This is a genomic window from Streptomyces sp. E-08, assembly GCF_049913095.1.
Taxonomy (GTDB): Bacteria; Actinomycetota; Actinomycetes; order Streptomycetales; family Streptomycetaceae; genus Streptomyces.
In genome coordinates, this window is record NZ_CP183971.1 from 5577909 (window position 1) to 5593987 (window position 16079).

General features: G+C 72.8%; 17 protein-coding genes. 12 read left to right on the forward strand and 5 right to left on the reverse strand.

What is annotated here, in order from left to right; translation table 11 throughout:
* The first annotated feature begins 1 nt into the window (after position 1).
* Complete coding sequence (locus tag ACN9MM_RS25875) at positions 2 to 1420, forward strand: dipeptidase (protein ID WP_426366003.1); 1419 nt, start codon at positions 2 to 4, stop codon at positions 1418 to 1420.
* A 35-nt stretch (positions 1421 to 1455) separates the two neighbouring features.
* Positions 1456 to 2403, forward strand: coding sequence for an NAD(+) diphosphatase (nudC, locus tag ACN9MM_RS25880; RefSeq protein WP_426366004.1), 948 nt, complete (start codon positions 1456 to 1458; stop codon positions 2401 to 2403).
* Positions 2404 to 2467: 64 nt separating this feature from the next.
* Here nudC and ACN9MM_RS25885 read toward each other — a convergent pair whose 3' ends face one another.
* The gene (locus ACN9MM_RS25885; protein WP_382872906.1) at positions 2468 to 2710 is read right to left on the reverse strand and encodes a mycoredoxin; all 243 of its coding nucleotides are present in this window, start codon (positions 2708 to 2710) and stop codon (positions 2468 to 2470) included.
* Between the two features lie 146 nt (positions 2711 to 2856).
* On the opposite strand from ACN9MM_RS25885, the gene ACN9MM_RS25890 reads away from it, so the two are divergent.
* The 6 genes from ACN9MM_RS25890 to ACN9MM_RS25915 all read left to right on the forward strand — a co-directional run bounded on the left by ACN9MM_RS25890 (position 2857) and on the right by ACN9MM_RS25915 (position 7429).
* Positions 2857 to 5034, forward strand: a complete 2178-nt coding sequence (locus ACN9MM_RS25890) for an ATP-dependent DNA helicase UvrD2 (protein WP_426366006.1) — start codon at positions 2857 to 2859, stop codon at positions 5032 to 5034.
* A 171-nt stretch (positions 5035 to 5205) separates the two neighbouring features.
* The gene (locus tag ACN9MM_RS25895) at positions 5206 to 5562 is read left to right on the forward strand and encodes a hypothetical protein (protein WP_383796974.1); all 357 of its coding nucleotides are present in this window, start codon (positions 5206 to 5208) and stop codon (positions 5560 to 5562) included.
* Positions 5563 to 5735: 173 nt separating this feature from the next.
* The gene (locus ACN9MM_RS25900) at positions 5736 to 6107 is read left to right on the forward strand and encodes a WhiB family transcriptional regulator (protein WP_383796975.1); all 372 of its coding nucleotides are present in this window, start codon (positions 5736 to 5738) and stop codon (positions 6105 to 6107) included.
* Positions 6104 to 6427: a hypothetical protein gene (locus ACN9MM_RS25905; RefSeq protein WP_426366008.1), complete on the forward strand. Its 324-nt coding sequence runs from the start codon at positions 6104 to 6106 to the stop codon at positions 6425 to 6427. The genes ACN9MM_RS25900 and ACN9MM_RS25905 overlap by 4 nt, the downstream gene beginning before the upstream one ends.
* Before the next feature lie 122 nt (positions 6428 to 6549).
* Positions 6550 to 6732: a hypothetical protein gene (locus ACN9MM_RS25910; RefSeq protein ID WP_382872891.1), complete on the forward strand. Its 183-nt coding sequence runs from the start codon at positions 6550 to 6552 to the stop codon at positions 6730 to 6732.
* Positions 6733 to 6760: 28 nt separating this feature from the next.
* Positions 6761 to 7429 (forward strand): class I SAM-dependent methyltransferase, encoded by a 669-nt coding sequence (locus tag ACN9MM_RS25915; protein WP_426366009.1) that lies wholly within the window; start codon positions 6761 to 6763, stop codon positions 7427 to 7429.
* On the opposite strand, the gene ACN9MM_RS25920 is transcribed toward ACN9MM_RS25915, so the two are convergent.
* Together ACN9MM_RS25920 and ACN9MM_RS25925 are read right to left on the reverse strand one after the other, a co-directional pair.
* Positions 7426 to 8775, reverse strand: a complete 1350-nt coding sequence (locus tag ACN9MM_RS25920; RefSeq protein WP_426366010.1) for an ABC1 kinase family protein — start codon at positions 8773 to 8775, stop codon at positions 7426 to 7428. The two genes, ACN9MM_RS25915 and ACN9MM_RS25920, sit on opposite strands and share 4 nt — an antisense overlap.
* A gap of 41 nt (positions 8776 to 8816) precedes the next feature.
* Positions 8817 to 9968, reverse strand: coding sequence for a ThiF family adenylyltransferase (locus ACN9MM_RS25925; RefSeq protein WP_426366011.1), 1152 nt, complete (start codon positions 9966 to 9968; stop codon positions 8817 to 8819).
* 216 nt (positions 9969 to 10184) lie between these two features.
* Between ACN9MM_RS25925 and ACN9MM_RS25930 the strand changes: the two genes are divergently transcribed.
* The 4 genes from ACN9MM_RS25930 to ACN9MM_RS25945 all read left to right on the forward strand — a co-directional run bounded on the left by ACN9MM_RS25930 (position 10185) and on the right by ACN9MM_RS25945 (position 13991).
* On the forward strand, positions 10185 to 10760 hold the full coding sequence (locus ACN9MM_RS25930; RefSeq protein ID WP_426366012.1) for a M48 family metallopeptidase: 576 nt from the start codon (positions 10185 to 10187) through the stop codon (positions 10758 to 10760).
* 132 nt (positions 10761 to 10892) lie between these two features.
* The gene (locus ACN9MM_RS25935; RefSeq protein WP_426366013.1) at positions 10893 to 12524 is read left to right on the forward strand and encodes a TerD family protein; all 1632 of its coding nucleotides are present in this window, start codon (positions 10893 to 10895) and stop codon (positions 12522 to 12524) included.
* A gap of 11 nt (positions 12525 to 12535) precedes the next feature.
* The gene (locus tag ACN9MM_RS25940) at positions 12536 to 13216 is read left to right on the forward strand and encodes an AIM24 family protein (RefSeq protein WP_382867154.1); all 681 of its coding nucleotides are present in this window, start codon (positions 12536 to 12538) and stop codon (positions 13214 to 13216) included.
* Positions 13217 to 13235: 19 nt separating this feature from the next.
* A complete protein-coding gene (locus ACN9MM_RS25945) occupies positions 13236 to 13991 on the forward strand; it encodes an AIM24 family protein (protein ID WP_426366015.1) in 756 nt (251 codons plus the stop codon).
* A 63-nt stretch (positions 13992 to 14054) separates the two neighbouring features.
* Here ACN9MM_RS25945 and ACN9MM_RS25950 read toward each other — a convergent pair whose 3' ends face one another.
* Both ACN9MM_RS25950 and ACN9MM_RS25955 read right to left on the reverse strand, forming a co-directional pair.
* Positions 14055 to 14582 carry an NUDIX hydrolase gene (locus ACN9MM_RS25950; protein ID WP_426366016.1) on the reverse strand — a complete coding sequence of 176 codons (528 nt, stop codon included), beginning with the start codon at positions 14580 to 14582 and terminating at the stop codon, positions 14055 to 14057.
* On the reverse strand, positions 14579 to 16000 hold the full coding sequence (locus ACN9MM_RS25955) for a zinc-dependent metalloprotease (RefSeq protein WP_426366017.1): 1422 nt from the start codon (positions 15998 to 16000) through the stop codon (positions 14579 to 14581). Before ACN9MM_RS25955 ends, ACN9MM_RS25950 begins: the two co-directional genes overlap by 4 nt.
* Between the last annotated feature and the right edge of the window lie 79 nt (positions 16001 to 16079).

Here is a 16079-nt window from a genome sequence, read left to right on the forward strand (position 1 = left end):
CATGAGCGAGACCCCGGACAGCGCCGTCCACACCGTACGCACGTACGTCGAGCAGCACCGCGACGCCTTCCTCGGCGACCTGGCCGAGTGGCTGCGCATCCCCTCCGTGTCGGCCCGGCCGGACCGGGCCGGGGACGTACGGCGCAGCGCCGAGTGGCTCGCCGCCAAGCTCACGGAGACCGGCTTCCCCACGGTCGAGGTCTGGGAGACCGACGGCGCCCCCGCCGTCTTCGCCGAGTGGCCCTCCGGGGACCCGGACGCCCCGACCGTCCTCGTCTACGGTCACCACGACGTGCAGCCCGCGGCCCGCGAGGACGGCTGGCACACGGACCCGTTCGAGCCGACGGTGGTCGACGGCCGGATGTACGCGCGCGGGGCGGCCGACGACAAGGGGCAGGTGTTCTTCCACACCCTCGGCGTCCGCGCCCACCTCGCCGCGACGGGCCGCACCGCGCCCGCCGTGAACCTCAAGCTGATCGTCGAGGGCGAGGAGGAGTCCGGCTCCCCGCACTTCCGCGCGCTGGTCGAGGACCGTGCCGGGCGGCTCGCCACCGACGCCGTGATCGTCTCCGACACGGGCATGTGGTCCGAGACGACCCCCACCGTCTGCACCGGCATGCGCGGGGTCGCCGACTGCGAGATCGAGCTGTACGGCCCCGACCAGGACATCCACTCCGGCTCCTTCGGCGGCGCCGTGCCCAACCCGGCCACCGTCGCGGGGCGCATCGTCGCCGCCCTCCACGACGAGCACGAGCACGTCGCGATCCCCGGCTTCTACGACGGGGTGACGGAACTCACCGACGCCGAGCGCGCCCTCGTCGCCGAGCTGCCCTTCGACGAGGACGCCTGGCTGCGGACCGCCAAGTCCCACGGCACCCTCGGCGAGGCCGGCTTCACGACCCTGGAGCGGGTCTGGGCCCGGCCCACCGCCGAGGTCAACGGCATCGGCGGCGGCTACCAGGGCCCCGGCGGCAAGACGATCGTCCCCGCGTCCGCGCAGCTCAAGCTGTCGTTCCGGCTGGTCGCCGGCCAGGACCCCGCCAAGATCGAGCTCGCGGTACGGGACTGGCTGGCCGGACTCGTGCCCGCCGGCATCCGGTACGAGATCGTCTTCGGCGCCCCGACCCGCCCCTGCCTCACCCCCCTCGACCACCCCGCCCTCAAGGCGGTGGCCGGGGCCATGAGCCGGGCCTTCGACGGCGCCAAGGTCCGGTACACCCGCGAGGGCGGCTCCGGACCGGCCGCCGACCTCCAGGACGTCCTGGAGGCACCCGTGCTGTTCCTCGGCATCTCCGTACCGTCCGACGGCTGGCACGCCCCCAACGAGAAGATCGAGCTCGATCTCCTCATGAAGGGCGTCGAGACGACCGCGCACCTGTGGGGCGACCTGCCCGCCGCCCTCCACACCAGCGCCCGCTGAACCCACACACCGAACCGGGGGAGTTGGAAGCACCTGTGAGCACCTTGAAGAACGCGTCAGCGGACCGCCCGATCTCGCTCACCGCCCCGAGCGGCATCGACCGCGCCGCGCACCACCGCCTCGACGAGGCCTGGCTGGCGGCGGCCTGGAGCCACCCCACCACCCGGGTCTTCGTGGTCTCCGGGGGCCAGGTGCTCATCGACGACCTCCCCGACGGCACCACCGGGCTCGTGATGACCCCGGCCTTCGAGGCCCCGGTCACCGAGACCCACCGCTACTTCCTGGGCACGGACGCCGACGGCGTCTCGTACTTCGCGCTCCAGAAGGACTCCCTGCCCGGCCGCATGGACCAGTCCGCCCGCCCCGCCGGGCTGCGCGAGGCCGGTCTGCTGCTCTCCGACCGCGACGCGGGCCTCATGGTGCACGCGGTGGCCCTGGAGAACTGGCAGCGCCTCCACCGGTTCTGCTCGCGCTGCGGCGAGCGCACGGTCGTCGCGGCCGCCGGTCACGTCCGTCGCTGCCAGGCCTGCGGTGCCGAGCACTACCCGCGCACCGACCCCGCGGTCATCATGCTGGTCACCGACGACCAGGACCGGGCGCTGCTCGGCCGCCAGGTGCACTGGCCGGAGGGCCGCTTCTCGACCCTCGCGGGCTTCGTGGAGCCGGGCGAGTCCATCGAGGCGTCGGTGGCCCGCGAGGTCTTCGAGGAGGCCGGCGTCACGGTCGGCGAGGTCGAGTACGTCGCGAGCCAGCCGTGGCCGTTCCCGTCCAGCCTGATGCTGGGCTTCTTCGCCCGCGCCACGTCCTCGGAGATACACGTCGACGGCGAGGAGATACACGAGGCGCGCTGGTTCTCCCGGGAGGACCTGGCCGCCGGATTCGAGTCGGGCGAGGTGCTGCCCCCGTACGGCATCTCGATCGCGTCCCGCCTGATCGAGCGCTGGTACGGCAAGCCGCTGCCGAAGCCGGGCGACGTGGTGTGAGCCACATGTGAGAAACCCCCGACCGGTGGTCGGGGGCTTCTCTCGTGTCTCACGCGGCGAAGGCTCAGACGCCGATCTTCTGCTTGACCTGCGCGAGGCTCGGGTTCGTCAGGGTCGAACCGTCCGGGAAGAGGACGGTCGGCACCGTCTGGTTGCCGCCGTTGGCCTTCTCGACGAACGCGGCCGAGTCCGGGTCCTGCTCGATGTTGATCTCCGTGTACGCGATGCCCTCGCGCTCCATCTGGCTCTTCAGCCGACGGCAGTAGCCGCACCACGTGGTGCTGTACATCGTCACAGTGCCCTGCATGGCCAGGCGCTCCTCTTGTTCGCGGACGGGTGCCGAGAGCAAGAACGTACGCCTTCCCCGCCCCATTCCCGGAATTCGTATGACCGGCGTCTCCCGCCTGTGGACGAGCCGCCGCACCGGTCCCGGCGACCTGGCAGCATGGCGGGGTGACAGCAGCAACGCACTCCACTCTCTTCCCGCAGGTCCCGGAGACGGCCGACGCGGTGCTCGACGGGCTCGACCCCGAGCAGCGCGAGGTCGCCCTCGCCCTGAACGGTCCGGTGTGCGTCCTCGCGGGAGCCGGGACGGGCAAGACGCGCGCCATCACCCACCGCATCGCGTACGGGGTGCGGGCGAGCATCCTGCAGCCCGCGAGCGTGCTGGCCGTCACGTTCACGAACCGCGCCGCGGGCGAGATGCGCGGCCGGCTCCGGCAGCTCGGCGCGGGCGGCGTCCAGGCCCGTACGTTCCACTCCGCGGCCCTCCGCCAGCTCCAGTTCTTCTGGCCGAAAGCAGTCGGTGGCGACCTGCCCCGGCTCCTGGAGCGGAAGATCCAGCTCGTCGCCGAGGCCGCGGGCCGCTGCCGGATCCGGCTCGACCGCAACGAGCTCAGGGACGTGACCAGCGAGATCGAGTGGGCCAAGGTCACCCAGACCGTCCCCGCCGACTACCCGGCGGCCGTCGCCAAGTCCGTCAGGGACGCCCCCCGCGACCCGGCCGAGATCGGCCAGATCTATGCCATGTACGAGCAGCTGAAGCGCGACCGCTCGGTGATCGACTTCGAGGACGTGCTGCTGCTCACGGTCGGCATCCTCCAGGACCGGCACGACATCGCCGACCAGATCCGCCGCCAGTACCAGCACTTCGTCGTGGACGAGTACCAGGACGTCTCCCCGCTCCAGCAGCGGCTGCTCGACCTGTGGCTCGGCGACCGGGACAACCTCTGCGTCGTCGGCGACGCCAGCCAGACGATCTACTCGTTCACCGGCGCCACCCCCGACCACCTCCTGAACTTCCGCACCCGGCACCCGGGCGCCACGGTCGTCAAGCTGGTCCGCGACTACCGCTCCACCCCGCAGGTCGTCCACCTGGCGAACGGGCTGCTCAGCCAGGCCCGCGGCCGGGCCGCCGAGCACCGCCTGGAGCTGATCTCCCAGCGCGACCCCGGCCCCGAGCCGGTCTACACGGAGTACGCCGACGAGCCCGCCGAGGCCGAGGGCACCGCCCGCCGCATCCGCGACCTCATCGCCGCCGGCGTCCCGGCCGGGGAGATCGCCGTCCTCTACCGGATCAACGCCCAGTCCGAGGTCTACGAGCAGGCGCTCGCCGACGCCGGAGTGCCCTACCAGCTCCGCGGCGCCGAGCGCTTCTTCGAGCGCCAGGAGGTGCGGGAGGCGGGCATCGCCCTGCGCGGCGCCGCCCGCGCCGGGGGCAACGACTCGCTCCTCGACGACGTCGAGGACCTCCCCGCGCAGGTCAGGGCCGTCCTCTCCACCAAGGGCTGGACCAGCCAGGCCCCCGCCGGATCCGGCGCCGTCCGCGACCGCTGGGAGTCCCTCGCCGCTCTCGTCAGGCTCGCCGAGGACTTCGCCCGCGCCAAGCCCGGAGCGACCCTCTCCGACCTGGTCGCCGAGATCGACGAGCGGGCCGCCGCCCAGCACGCCCCGACCGTCCAGGGCGTCACCCTGGCCTCGCTGCACGCGGCCAAGGGCCTCGAATGGGACGCCGTCTTCCTGGTCGGCCTCACCGAGGGCATGATGCCGATCACCTACGCCAAGACCGACGAACAGGTCGAGGAGGAGCGCCGCCTGCTGTACGTGGGCGTCACCCGGGCCCGGTTCCACCTCACGCTCTCCTGGGCGCTGTCCCGCTCCCCGGGGGGCCGCGCCAACCGGCGCCCCAGCCGCTTCCTCAAGGGGCTGCGGCCCGGCTCCGGCTCCCTCGGCACCGCGGGCTCCTCCGGCGGCGGCTCCGTCGAGCGGGGGAGCGGCCCCGTCCGGCGCAGGCCGCGCGGCCCGATCCTGTGCCGGGTCTGCGGCGCCACCCTCACCGAGGCGGGCGCGATGAAGCTGATGCGCTGCGAGGACTGCCCCTCGGACATGGACGAGGCCCTGTACGAGCGGCTCCGGGACTGGCGATCGGAACAGGCCAGGGAGCTCGGCCAGCCGGCGTATTGCGTGTTCACCGACAAGACGCTCATGGCGATCGCGGAGCGTGTCCCCGCCACCGACGGCGAGCTCTCCTCGATCGCCGGTGTCGGCGCCCGCAAGCTCGACCGCTTCGGAGCCGAGGTCCTGGCCATCTGCGCAGGTGAGGAGGGCGGGACGGGCGGCGACGAGACCTGAGAAAAACTCGTCGGAAAAATAGTTTGCGCCTGCCCCGTCAAGCCCCATAGGTTCTTAACCACGGAAACAGCGCTTCTTCGAAGCCCTGTCTTCGTGCTGTACTTGTCCAAATAAACATGAGGGTCCGGCTCGCACCCGAGCCCTCCGAGACGCCGAGAGGAGGCGATTCCAGTGATCAGCTACACCATCCAGACCAGCACCGTCAGCACCGCCAGCTTCGTCAGCAGCGCCAAAATGACCGATCGCTCGGCCGTCTCCGCCTGCTCGCTCGGCCTCTCCGCCTCGGCCCTCATTGGCACCGGTCTGCCCGTCGCCGGCCTGCCCGTCACCGGTCTTTCCGGTCTCGGTGCGGTCGCCGTGGTCCGGCGCAATGAGCGACCGACCAAGGCACTGGAAGCAGGAGCAGCAGGCAAGGCCAAGGCCTATGACTTTGCGGCGACCGGTGCCGGAACCCAGCAGCAGACGACGACGCACGACCACATGATGTGGGCCTTCCGTGGGCTCGAACCCTGGAGTGATCCAGTCTGATCCATGATCAGACCGGCGCCTTCAGGGCCGCGGAACCCCACCCGGGATCCGCGGCCCTTCTGTTTGTCCCCGAACGGGGACGACGGCGCGAAGGGGCCTCGGGAAAGACACCACCCGGTACCAGCCGAAACCCCGGCCAACAGGCCGGAACGACCAGACGAGGAAAGACCACCGTGCAACTCGAAGCGCACGCCCCGTCCGTACCGCATTCCGAATCGCTTCCCCTGCCCGGCCTCACGGAGGACCCCGCTTTGACCCCCCTCACCGCGCTCACCGCGCTCGACGACGCCATCGAGAACCTCGGCGTCCCCGTCCCCTGTCGCGCCTACGACCCCGAGGTCTTCTTCGCGGAGTCCCCGGCCGACGTCGAGTACGCGAAGTCCCTCTGCCGGACCTGCCCGCTCATGGCCGCCTGCCTCGCCGGCGCCAAGGAGCGCCGCGAGCCCTGGGGCGTCTGGGGTGGCGAGCTCTTCGTCCAGGGCGTGGTCGTCGCCCGCAAGCGGCCCCGTGGCCGTCCGCGCAAGAACCCGGTCGTCGCGGCATGAGCGCCACCGGAACCATCGACCGCCCCCTCACGCACGATCCCCAGAAGCAGGCCCCGATGACCTCTTCCGCCAGCGAGCCCGCAGGCTCCGCGACCCCAGTCTTCTCCCCCGCCGCCGCGTACACCGCGCGTCAGAACAGGACCCGTGAAATGCAACTCATCCCAGAAGCCCTGGCCCGTGCCCATATGCACGAGCGACACCGTGAGGCCGACGCGGAACGCCAGGCCGTGCGCCTGGTCGCCGCCCGGCGCATGCAGCGCCGCGCCGAGCGCGTCTCGCTGCGCGCCCGCCGCGCGCTCGCCATGGCCGTCATGCACTGAGCATCCTCGTGATGCCCCGGCCCTGTCCCCCGGACAGGGCCTCGCGGGGGCCGGTCGGAACGGACCGGCCCCCGCGGTGCGTTGCCCCCACCGCGACCCCGCGCCGGGTTATCGTCACGAGGGTGAACGAAGCCCGCGCCCCCGAGGAGCCCGTCTCCTGCGCCCGCTGCGGCAGGACCGCCGACCCGCTCCCGATGACCTGGACCTGCTCCGTCGAGAACGGCCGCCGGGAGTACTTCTGCGAGGAGTGCGCCCGCGCCAACATCCGGGCCATCGAAGGACGCCTCGACTCCTCCTGGTGGTGAGCCGCACCGCCCGTGATGGACTGCCCCGATGGCAGCCCCCACGGATCGCGTCCTGCGCGCCCTCGAACGGTTCAACACCGCCCACCCCTGGGACCACAACGCCCACTACCACCGGTGGATCCTGCGGCAGCTCCCGCGCCGCCTCGACCGGGCCCTGGACGTCGGCTGCGGCAGCGGCGACCTCGCCCGGCTGCTCGCCACCCGCGCCACGGCCGTCCGCGCCGTCGACGCCGACCCGGCGATCGTCGCCCGCGCCCGGGAACTGACCGCCCCGGCCGCCCGGGTGACCTTCGCCGTCGAGGACGCCCTCGCGGACACCGCGGACGACGGCGCCCACAGCGCCGTCACCTGCCTCGCGACGCTCCACCATCTGCCGCTCGCCCCGGCCCTCGAACGGTTCCGGGAGCGGCTGGCGCCCGGCGGGACCCTCGTCGTGCTCGGCCTGTCCCGCCCCGACACCCCGGCCGACCACCTCCTCGGCCTGCTCTCGATCCCCCTCAACGCCGCCACCGGCTGGCTCAGGAACCGGGGCCGCCCGGCGCCCCGGCCCGTGGCGATGACCGCCCCGACCCGCGACGCCGAGGAGACCCTGGCCGAGATCGCCCTCGTCGCCGGGCGGATCCTTCCCGGTGCCCGGATCCGCCGCCGCCTCTTCTGGCGCTACACCCTCGTCTGGCGCAAGCCGGCCACGGTCTAGACGGGATCCGGCTCCTCGAAGCCGGGCAGCCACTCGGCGAGCTCGTCCCGCAGCCGTACCGTCGCGTTCAACTGGCACAGCACCCCGATCGTGCTCAGCGTCACACGGTGTATCAGCAGGTACGAGGGCGGCAGGTTCAACTGCTTGCCCAGCTGGTGGGCGGGGGAGCGGGGGTCCGCGATCCGGGCCGCCTGGGTGCGCATCCAGCCGCGCGTGAAGACGAACTCCTCCGCCTCGGCCGGCTCGATGATCGGCAGCAGGTACTCCAGGACCGCGTCCGGGTCCAGAGCGACGGAGTCCTTGACGAAGCCCTCCGCGCACAGCAGTTCGTAGACCGTCTCGGCCTCGCCGGCGACGGTCATCCGCAGACAGGTGCCGATCGTCTCGGGCAGCCCGCCGGGCAGCCGGTCCACGGTGCCGAAGTCGAGGACACCGAGCCGCCAGCCCTCCGGACCCTCCTCCTCGTCCGCGCCGGGCAGCAGCCGGAAGTTCCCCGGGTGCGGATCGGCGTGCAGCAGACCCGTGCGCGCCGGCCCGGAGAAGAGGAAGCGGGCGAGCAGCTGTCCGGCCCGGTCCCGCTGGGCCTCGGTGCCGTCCGCGATCACCTCCGCGAGCGGGACCCCGTCCATCCACTCGGTCACGAGGATCTGCTCCGACTGGTGCACCACCGCGGGCACCACCACATCGGGATCGTCCGCGAACTCCTCCGCGTGGATCCGCTGCGCCTCCGCCTCCAGGGCGTAGTCCAGCTCCTCCGAGACCCGGTCCCGCATCTCGGCGATCAGCGGCTTGATGTCCATGCCCGGGATGAGCGGACCGAGGAGCCGGGCGAAGCGGCTCAGCTGCGTCAGGTCCGAGAGCAGTGCCTCCCCGGCGCCCGGGTACTGCACCTTCACCGCGACCTCGCGCCCGTCGTGCCACACGGCCCGGTGCACCTGCCCGATCGAGGCGGCCGCCGCCGGCTTCTCCTCGAACTCCAGGAACAGCTCACGCCAGTCGGGGCCGAGCCCCTCCTCCAGGACCGCGTGGACCGTGCGCGTCGGCATCGGCGGGGCCGCGTCCTGAAGCTTCGTCAGCGCCGCCCGATAGGGCCCGGCGACCTCCTCCGGAAGGGCCGACTCGAAGACGGACAGCGCCTGTCCGAACTTCATGGCCCCGCCCTTGAGCTCACCGAGGACCTTGAACAGCTGCTCGGCCGTGCGCTGCTGGAGCTCGCGGGCGACGAGCTCCGCCGATCTGCCGCCGATCCGCTTGCCCAGGCCCCAGGTGGCCCGGCCCGCGAAGCCCAACGGCAACGCGGCCAACTTGGCGGTCCGGGTGACCGCCTTCCGGGGAAGATCAGACATGCGCCCCTCCAAAACCCAGACTGCACTGCCGCGCAGGGCCGTTACCCCGCCATTGTGTCGTGTGCGTCCCCGGCCGCCGAGGTGCGCTCCCCTTCTTCGCCGCGCGCCGCGCCGCAAGGGCAGGCCAGGTGCGGTCTCAGCGGCTCCGCCCGCCACTCGAGGAGCGGCAGGGACGCCTCCCACCGGGTGCCCGCGCTCGCCGGGAGGTCCCCGTCCAGGAAGGCCAGCGCGTGCGCGGCGGCCAGCCCGGCCACCGCCGTGGCCAGCCCCACGTCGCAGGCGGGCAGCGGATGCGGGGCACCGGACCGCCACTGGGCCAGCATCCGGGGCGTCACCGGGTCCCGGTCCGTCCGCTCCTCCTGGAGGCACCGGGCGCAGGCCGTGGCGCCGGGCAGCACGAGCGGGCCGACGACCCCGGTCGCCTCCAGGACGCCCGCGTACAGATGGGGGGTGCCCGTGGAGAGCCACGGCTCGGCGGGCACCGGATCGGGGACGTACGCGCCGAGACCGTCCCGCGGTGTCACCACGACGAGTGACAGCCCTGCCCCGCCCGGACCTTCACCCGGTCCGCCCGGGCGCCGGGCGCGGCCGGGCTCCCGGGCCCAGCGGCCGACCAGGCGCCGGGCCGCCGTCGCCCGGCGCTCGCCCACGGACTCGGCGGGGAGTCCGCCCGGGGCCGTCTCCCAGGGCTCGACCCGGCCCGCGTCGAGGACCTCCACCGAGCCCACTCCGGCCGCCGCGAGCAGCGCCGCCACCGTCGAGCCGACCCGTCCCGCGCCCCGGACCTGGACGCGCAGGGCCCTCCGGGCCGCCAGGGTCCGCGCCGCCCGCTCCGGCCCGGGGTGGACCACGGAGAGGGAGGCCAGGTCCGCGCGGAGCGGATCGAGTGCCACGTCCACCGCGCCCGCGGCCGGACCCGCCTTCCCCGGCCGCCCTGTCGCGGCGTCCGTGAGGAGTCCGGCCGACTCCAGCCTGCCGAGGAGCGCGTCCAGCCGTCCGTCCGGAAGACCGAGCGCCCGCGCTTCGGCCCGCAGCAGCGCGGTCCCGCGCGTGCCGTCGAGCAGTCCGAGCACCGCCCCCGTCGCCTGGTCGACCGGGCCGAGCACCACCGCGTGCGCGGGGGCGACGCCGAACTGGACGCACCGCAGACTCCGCCAGGCCCGCCGCAGCGCCGGTTTCACCATCGGATGCATTTCCCCGCCCCCGTCCGTCCTCCGCACCGCATTTCATGATCGACAACGGCATTCCGTCGCCCCGGGATGAGAATGCCCGGCCGTCACGACGGCCGCCGAAAGTTGTCCACAGGGCAGGGAATTAGTCATTCAAATGGTGCGCGGTGGGGTCGGATCGTTCCCGAAACCACTCGGGAGGCGGGACTTCCCGCGCCGGCAGCGGGTAACGTCGGGGCCGTGCCCGCCGACCCACAGCGCAGCGTGACCAGCGAACCGCCCCGCGGGGCGGGAACGAGTGCGGTCGAGGTCCGCAGAAGCCCACGGCGCAGGAGAACCGTCTCGGCCTACCGCGAGGGCGACCGGACCATCGTGCTCATCCCGGCCCGCATGTCGGAGGCGGAGGAGCGCCGCTGGGTCGGCGTCATGCTCGACAAGCTCGCCGCCCAGGAGAGCCGGAGCGTCCTCGGCGACCGGGAGCTCACCGAGCGGGCGCTGCGCCTCTCGGAGCAGTACTTCGGCGGCCGGGCCCGCCCCGGCTCCGTGCGCTGGGTGACCAACCAGAACACCCGCTGGGGCTCCTGCACCCCCTCCGAGGGCAGCATCCGCCTCTCCCACCGGCTCCAGGGCATGCCCGAGTACGTCGTCGACTACGTCCTCCTGCACGAACTGGCCCACCTCCTCGTCCCCGGGCACGGCCCACGGTTCTGGCAGCTCCTGGAGGCCTACCCCCGCACCGAGCGGGCGCGCGGCTACCTGGAGGGCGTGGTCGCCGCCGGGCGCCTGCCGCACCTTCCGGCGGCCCCCGAGGAGTGACGGCGCCGCCCCGCGCGCGCGTACCGGTTTCCCGATTCCGTACCGAAAACGACCTGGCCTGTCTCAATGTCGTGCCCACCGGTTAGCCTGGCGCGAGCATTCGCCATTCGGGATGGGGGACGGTCGTTACGCATGGCCAGGGAATTCCAACGCGGCCACAAGGCCAAGATCAGTGATCTGACCGCGGGAACCGATCTGTACGTCGGTGTGCAGATCGCGGCGCCCGGACTCACTTTCGACATCAGCTGCTTCGGACTCGACGCCGAGGAGCGGCTCTCCGACGACCGCTACTTCGTCTTCTTCAACCAGCCGAAGTCGCCCGAGGAGTCCATCCAGCTGCTCGGTGCGCAGTCCGGCGACACCGAGTCCTTCCGCATCACCCTCGACCGCATCCCCGCGAACATCCACAAGCTGTCGTTCACCGCGACCATCGACGGCGCCGGCCAGATGTCCCAGGTCGGTCCCGGCCACCTGCGGATCGTGGCGGGCGGCGAGGAGGTCGCGCGCTACGCGTTCACGGGCGCCGAGTTCTCCACCGAGCGCGCGGTGATGCTCGGCGACTTCTACCTCAAGGACGTCTGGCGGTTCGCCGCCGTCGGCCAGGGCTTCGACGGAGGCCTGGAGGCGCTCCTGCGGAACTTCGGCGGCGAGGTCGCCGAGGAGGAGCCCGCCGCCCCGCAGCAGCAGGCCGCGGCCCCCGGCTTCGCCCCTCCGCCGCAGGCGGCGGCACCCCCGGCGTTCGGTGCGCCCGCAGCGCCCGCCCCGGCCCCCGCGCCCGCGTTCGGCGCGCCTCCGGGCCCGCCCGCGCCGGTCCCGCCCGCGCCCGTTCAGCCGGTCCACACGGCGCCCACGATGGTCGCCCCGCTGGCCCCGCCGGGCCCCGTACCGCCGCCCGCGCCGGCCCCCGCCCCGTACGGGCAGCCGCCGCAGCAGCCGCAGTACGGCCAGGTCCCGGGACAGCCTCCCGGCCAGTACCCGGGGCAGATCCCGGGCCAGGCACCCACTCCGTACCCCGGTCAGGGACAGCCGCCGCAGGCCCCCTACGGGCAGCCCGCCCCGTACGGGCAGCAGCCCGGCGTCCCGCAGGGCGTCCCGGCCGCGGGAGCGGGGCTCGCCGCCGCGCTCGCGCCGTACAAGGAGACCGCCACCGGCGCCCGCTGGACCCCGCAGAACCAGCAGCTCATGCGGGTCGACCTCGCCATGGGCGGCGTCCCCGTCCTCGCCCGGCAGGGCTCCATGGTCATGTACCAGGGCAAGGTCGACTTCGGCTACAAGGGCGCGGGCTTCGCCGGCCGGATCGTCGGCAACGCCACCGGCCAGGAGATGCAGCTGATGCGCTGCTCCGGCCGCGGCCAGGTCTTCCTCGCCGAGCAGGGCGCCCACCTGCACCCGATCGAGCTCCAGGGCGACGGCATCTGCGTCTCTGCGGAGAACGTCCTCGCGTTCGACGAGTCCCTGCAGTACGAGGTCCGCCGCATCGAGGGCCACGGCATCCCCGGCGGCGCCCTGTTCACCATGCAGTTCCAGGGCACCGGCACCGTCGTCGTGAAGACCCACGGCGTCCCCGTCGTCCTGCCCGTCACGCCGACGACGTTCGCCGACTGCAACGCCGTCGTCGCCTGGTCGTCCGCGTCCCAGGTCATCCTCTCCAGCCAGGTGCGGCTCCGCCGCAACGCCTACCCGGGCCACAGCGGGGAGACCGTGAACCTCCAGTTCCGGGGAGCCCCCGGCAACTTCATCGTCGTCCAGCCCTACGAGGTCTGAGGGAGCCCGTCATGAACCAGCAACTCGCGGGCTACGCCCCGACCCCCGTCGCGGCCCGGATGGAGAACCACGGCCGGACCATGCTCAAGGTCGCCATGGCCTCCGGCCAGGACCTGTACGCCCGGAGCGGCTCGATGGTCGCCTACGAGGGCTTCATCAGCTACGAGCCCAACCCGCCCGCCGTTCGCCAGGTCGCCCAGCAGTGGATGACCGGCGAGGGCGCGCCCGTCATGAAGTGCACCGGCGACGGACTGCTCTACCTCGCCGACTACGGTGCCGACGTCGTCGTCATCAACCTCCAGAACGACTCGCTCTCCGTCAACGGCACCAACCTGCTCGCCTTCGACGCCCACCTCCAGTGGGGCGTCGAGCGGGTCAAGGGCCTCGCCAAGTTCGCCGGCCAGGGCCTGTTCAACGTGGAGATCGCCGGCACCGGCTGGGTCGCGCTCACCTCGCGCGGCACGCCGATCGTCGTCGACTGCGGCCGCGGCGAGGACGAGACGTACGTCGACCCCGACGCGCTCGTCGCCTGGTCGCCCGCGCTCAAGGTCAAGGGCAAGCGCAGCTTCAAGGCGTCCTCCCTCATCGGGCGGGGCAGCGGCGAGGCATACCAGATGGCCTTCTCGGGCCAGGGCATCGTCGTCGTACAGCCGAGCGAGGACAGCACCGACCGCCTGCGGGTCCGGGGCTGAGGGGGAGCGAGAACACACCATGCAGAGCCCGCTTTTCAACCACGCCGAACAGCAGAGCCAGGAGCGGTACGTCATCCAGAACCCGCAGCTCCTGCGGGTCTCCCTCACCGGGCAGGACGACGTCCTCGCCCGCAAGGGCGCCATGGTCGCCTACCAGGGACTCGTCGACTTCGACGGCGAGTACAAGACCCCCAACCAGCGGCGGGCCCAGGCCCGCACCGGTGAGGGCCTGGACCTGATGCGCTGCTCCGGCCAGGGCACGGTCTACTTCGCCAACCTCGCCCAGCACGTCCACATCGTGGAGGTCGAGCAGGAGGGCCTCACGGTCGACAGCGCCTACGTCCTCGCGCTCGACTCGACCCTCCACACCGAGGTCATCGCCGTCGACAGCCAGTACGGGGTCTCCGGCACCGGCAAGTACCAGCTCAACATCTCCGGCCGCGGCAAGGTCGCCCTGATGACCTCCGGTCAGCCGCTGATGATGCAGGTCACGCCCGACAAGTACGTCAGCGTCGACGCCGACGCCATCGTCGCCTGGTCCACCGGACTCCGCGTCCAGATGCAGGCGCAGACGACGAACTCCAGCGTCCGCCACCGCCGGGGAAACACCGGCGAGGGCTGGGAGCTCAGCTTCCTCGGACAGGGCTTCGCGCTCGTCCAGCCGAGCGAGGTCATGCCCCCGCAGAACGCCGCCATCGGACAGGGCATCGCCGCCCAGTTCGGCGCCGGCCAGCACGGCTCCCACGCCCAGAACCAGAACAACGCCTGGAACTGAGCAGCCACGACCGAGGGGCGGCCTCCACCGGAGGCCGCCCCTCGGTCATGCCCTCGCCCGTGCTCACGCCAGCCGCGCCAGCGTGCCCTTCAGCAGTTCGACCACCGACGTGTCGGCCACGCCCGCCACGTCCTCGTACGCGAACCAGCGCAGGTCCAGCGACTCCTCGCTGATCTCCGCCACCGCGTCCGCCGGGGCCAGCGCCGCGTACTGCACGTCCAGGTGCCAGTGGCAGGGCGCCGGGATCGGATGCCGGTCCAGCCGCACCGGACCGCCCGGCAGCAGGGTGAGACCCGTGGTGATGCCGGACTCCTCGGCCGCCTCGCGCAGCGCCGCCGCCTCCAGCGTCGGGTCACCCTCCTCGCAGTGACCGCCCATCTGCAGCCACATGCCCAGCTTCTTGTGCAGGGTCAGCAGCACACGCCCGCGGGAAGGGTCGATCACCAGCGCGCTGGACGTCAGATGACCGGCCCCGCAGGGCTTGTACATGCCGTCCGGATGCCCGGCGAGATGGTCCAGGTAGACATCCCGCAGCTCCGGCTGGCCCTCGTACCCCTTCAGGACGAGGACCGCGTCGTCGTACAGGCTCACTTCTCGCCGTCCCCGCTCTCCGGGTTCTCGCCCTTGGCCGCCTCGCCGAGCATCTTGTCCAGCTCGGAGAAGTCCAGGTGCTCGCGGTGCACGAAGCCGTCCGGGTCGTCCAGGTCGGTCGCCGTCGGCAGCATGTCCGGGTGCTCCCACAGCCCGTCCCGGCCGTCGACCCCGCGCGCGTCCGTGAGCGAGGCCCACAGGCGGGCCGCGTCCCGCAGCCGGCGCGGACGCAGCTCCAGACCGATCAGCGTCGCGAAGGTCTGCTCGGCCGGACCGCCCGAGGCCCGGCGCCGCCGCAGCGTCTCGCGCAGCGCGTCCGCCGAGGTCAGCCGGGACTTCGCGGCCTCGTGGACCACCGCGTCCACCCAGCCCTCGACCAGCGCGAGCGCCGTCTCCAGACGGGCCAGGGCGGCCTTCTGCTCCGGGGTGTCCTCCGGCTGGAACATGCCCTGCTGGAGCGCCTCCTGGAGCTGCTCCGGATGCGTCGGGTCGAGCTGACCGACGGCCTCCTCCAGCTTCGAGGTGTCGACCTTGATCCCGCGCGCGTACCCCTCGACCGCACCGAACAGGTGCGCCCGCAGCCACGGCACGTGCGCGAAGAGGCGCTGGTGCGCGGCCTCGCGCAGGGCCAGGTAGAGCCGCACCTCGTCCGAGGGCACGCCCAGGTCCTTGCCGAAGGCCTCGATGTTCAGCGGCAGCAGCGCGGCACGCCCGGCCGGGCCCAGCGGCAGACCGACGTCGGTCGAGCCGACGACCTCACCGGCGAGCGCGCCCACGGCCTGCCCGATCTGCTGGCCGAACATGGCGCCGCCCATGGAGCGCATCATGCCGATCAGCGGGCCGGCCATGGCCTGCATCTCCTGCGGCAGGACGTCGCCCATCGCCGTGCCGACCCGCTCGGCGACCGGGTCCACGAGCTGCTGCCACGCCGGCAGGGTCGCCTCGACCCACTCCGCGCGGCTCCACGCCACGGCCGTGCTCGCGCCCGAGGGCAGCGAGGTCACGCCGTCCAGCCACAGGTCGGCCAGGCGCACGGCCTCCTCGACCGCCGACTTCTCGGCCGGGCCCACGCTCGCGTCCTTGGTGCCGTCGGCGGTGCCCTGGGCCACCACCTGGCGCGCGATCTGCTTGGCCATGTCCCAGTTGACGGGGCCGCCCTCGTAGCTCAGCATCTGCCCGAGCTGCTGGAAGGCCGAGCCCAGGTCGTTGGGGTTCAGGGAGCCGAACATCGCGGCGAACGGATTGTCCGCGCCCCCGGGACCGCCCATGCCGGGCAGCCCGCCGAAGCCGAACGGGTTCGCACCGAACGGGTTGCCGCCGGACCCCTGGCCACCTCCGGCGGGGTCCTTCTTCTTGCCCTCGTCGCCGTTCTCCGGCTCCTCCGGCGGAAGGCCGAATCCGAATGGGGTGTCACTCACAGGTTTCCTCGGCTCGTAGGGCCGCCGGCCTCCTGCCGACGGCGACTGCCCGACCAGGGCCTGTCCAGACAGGCCCCGC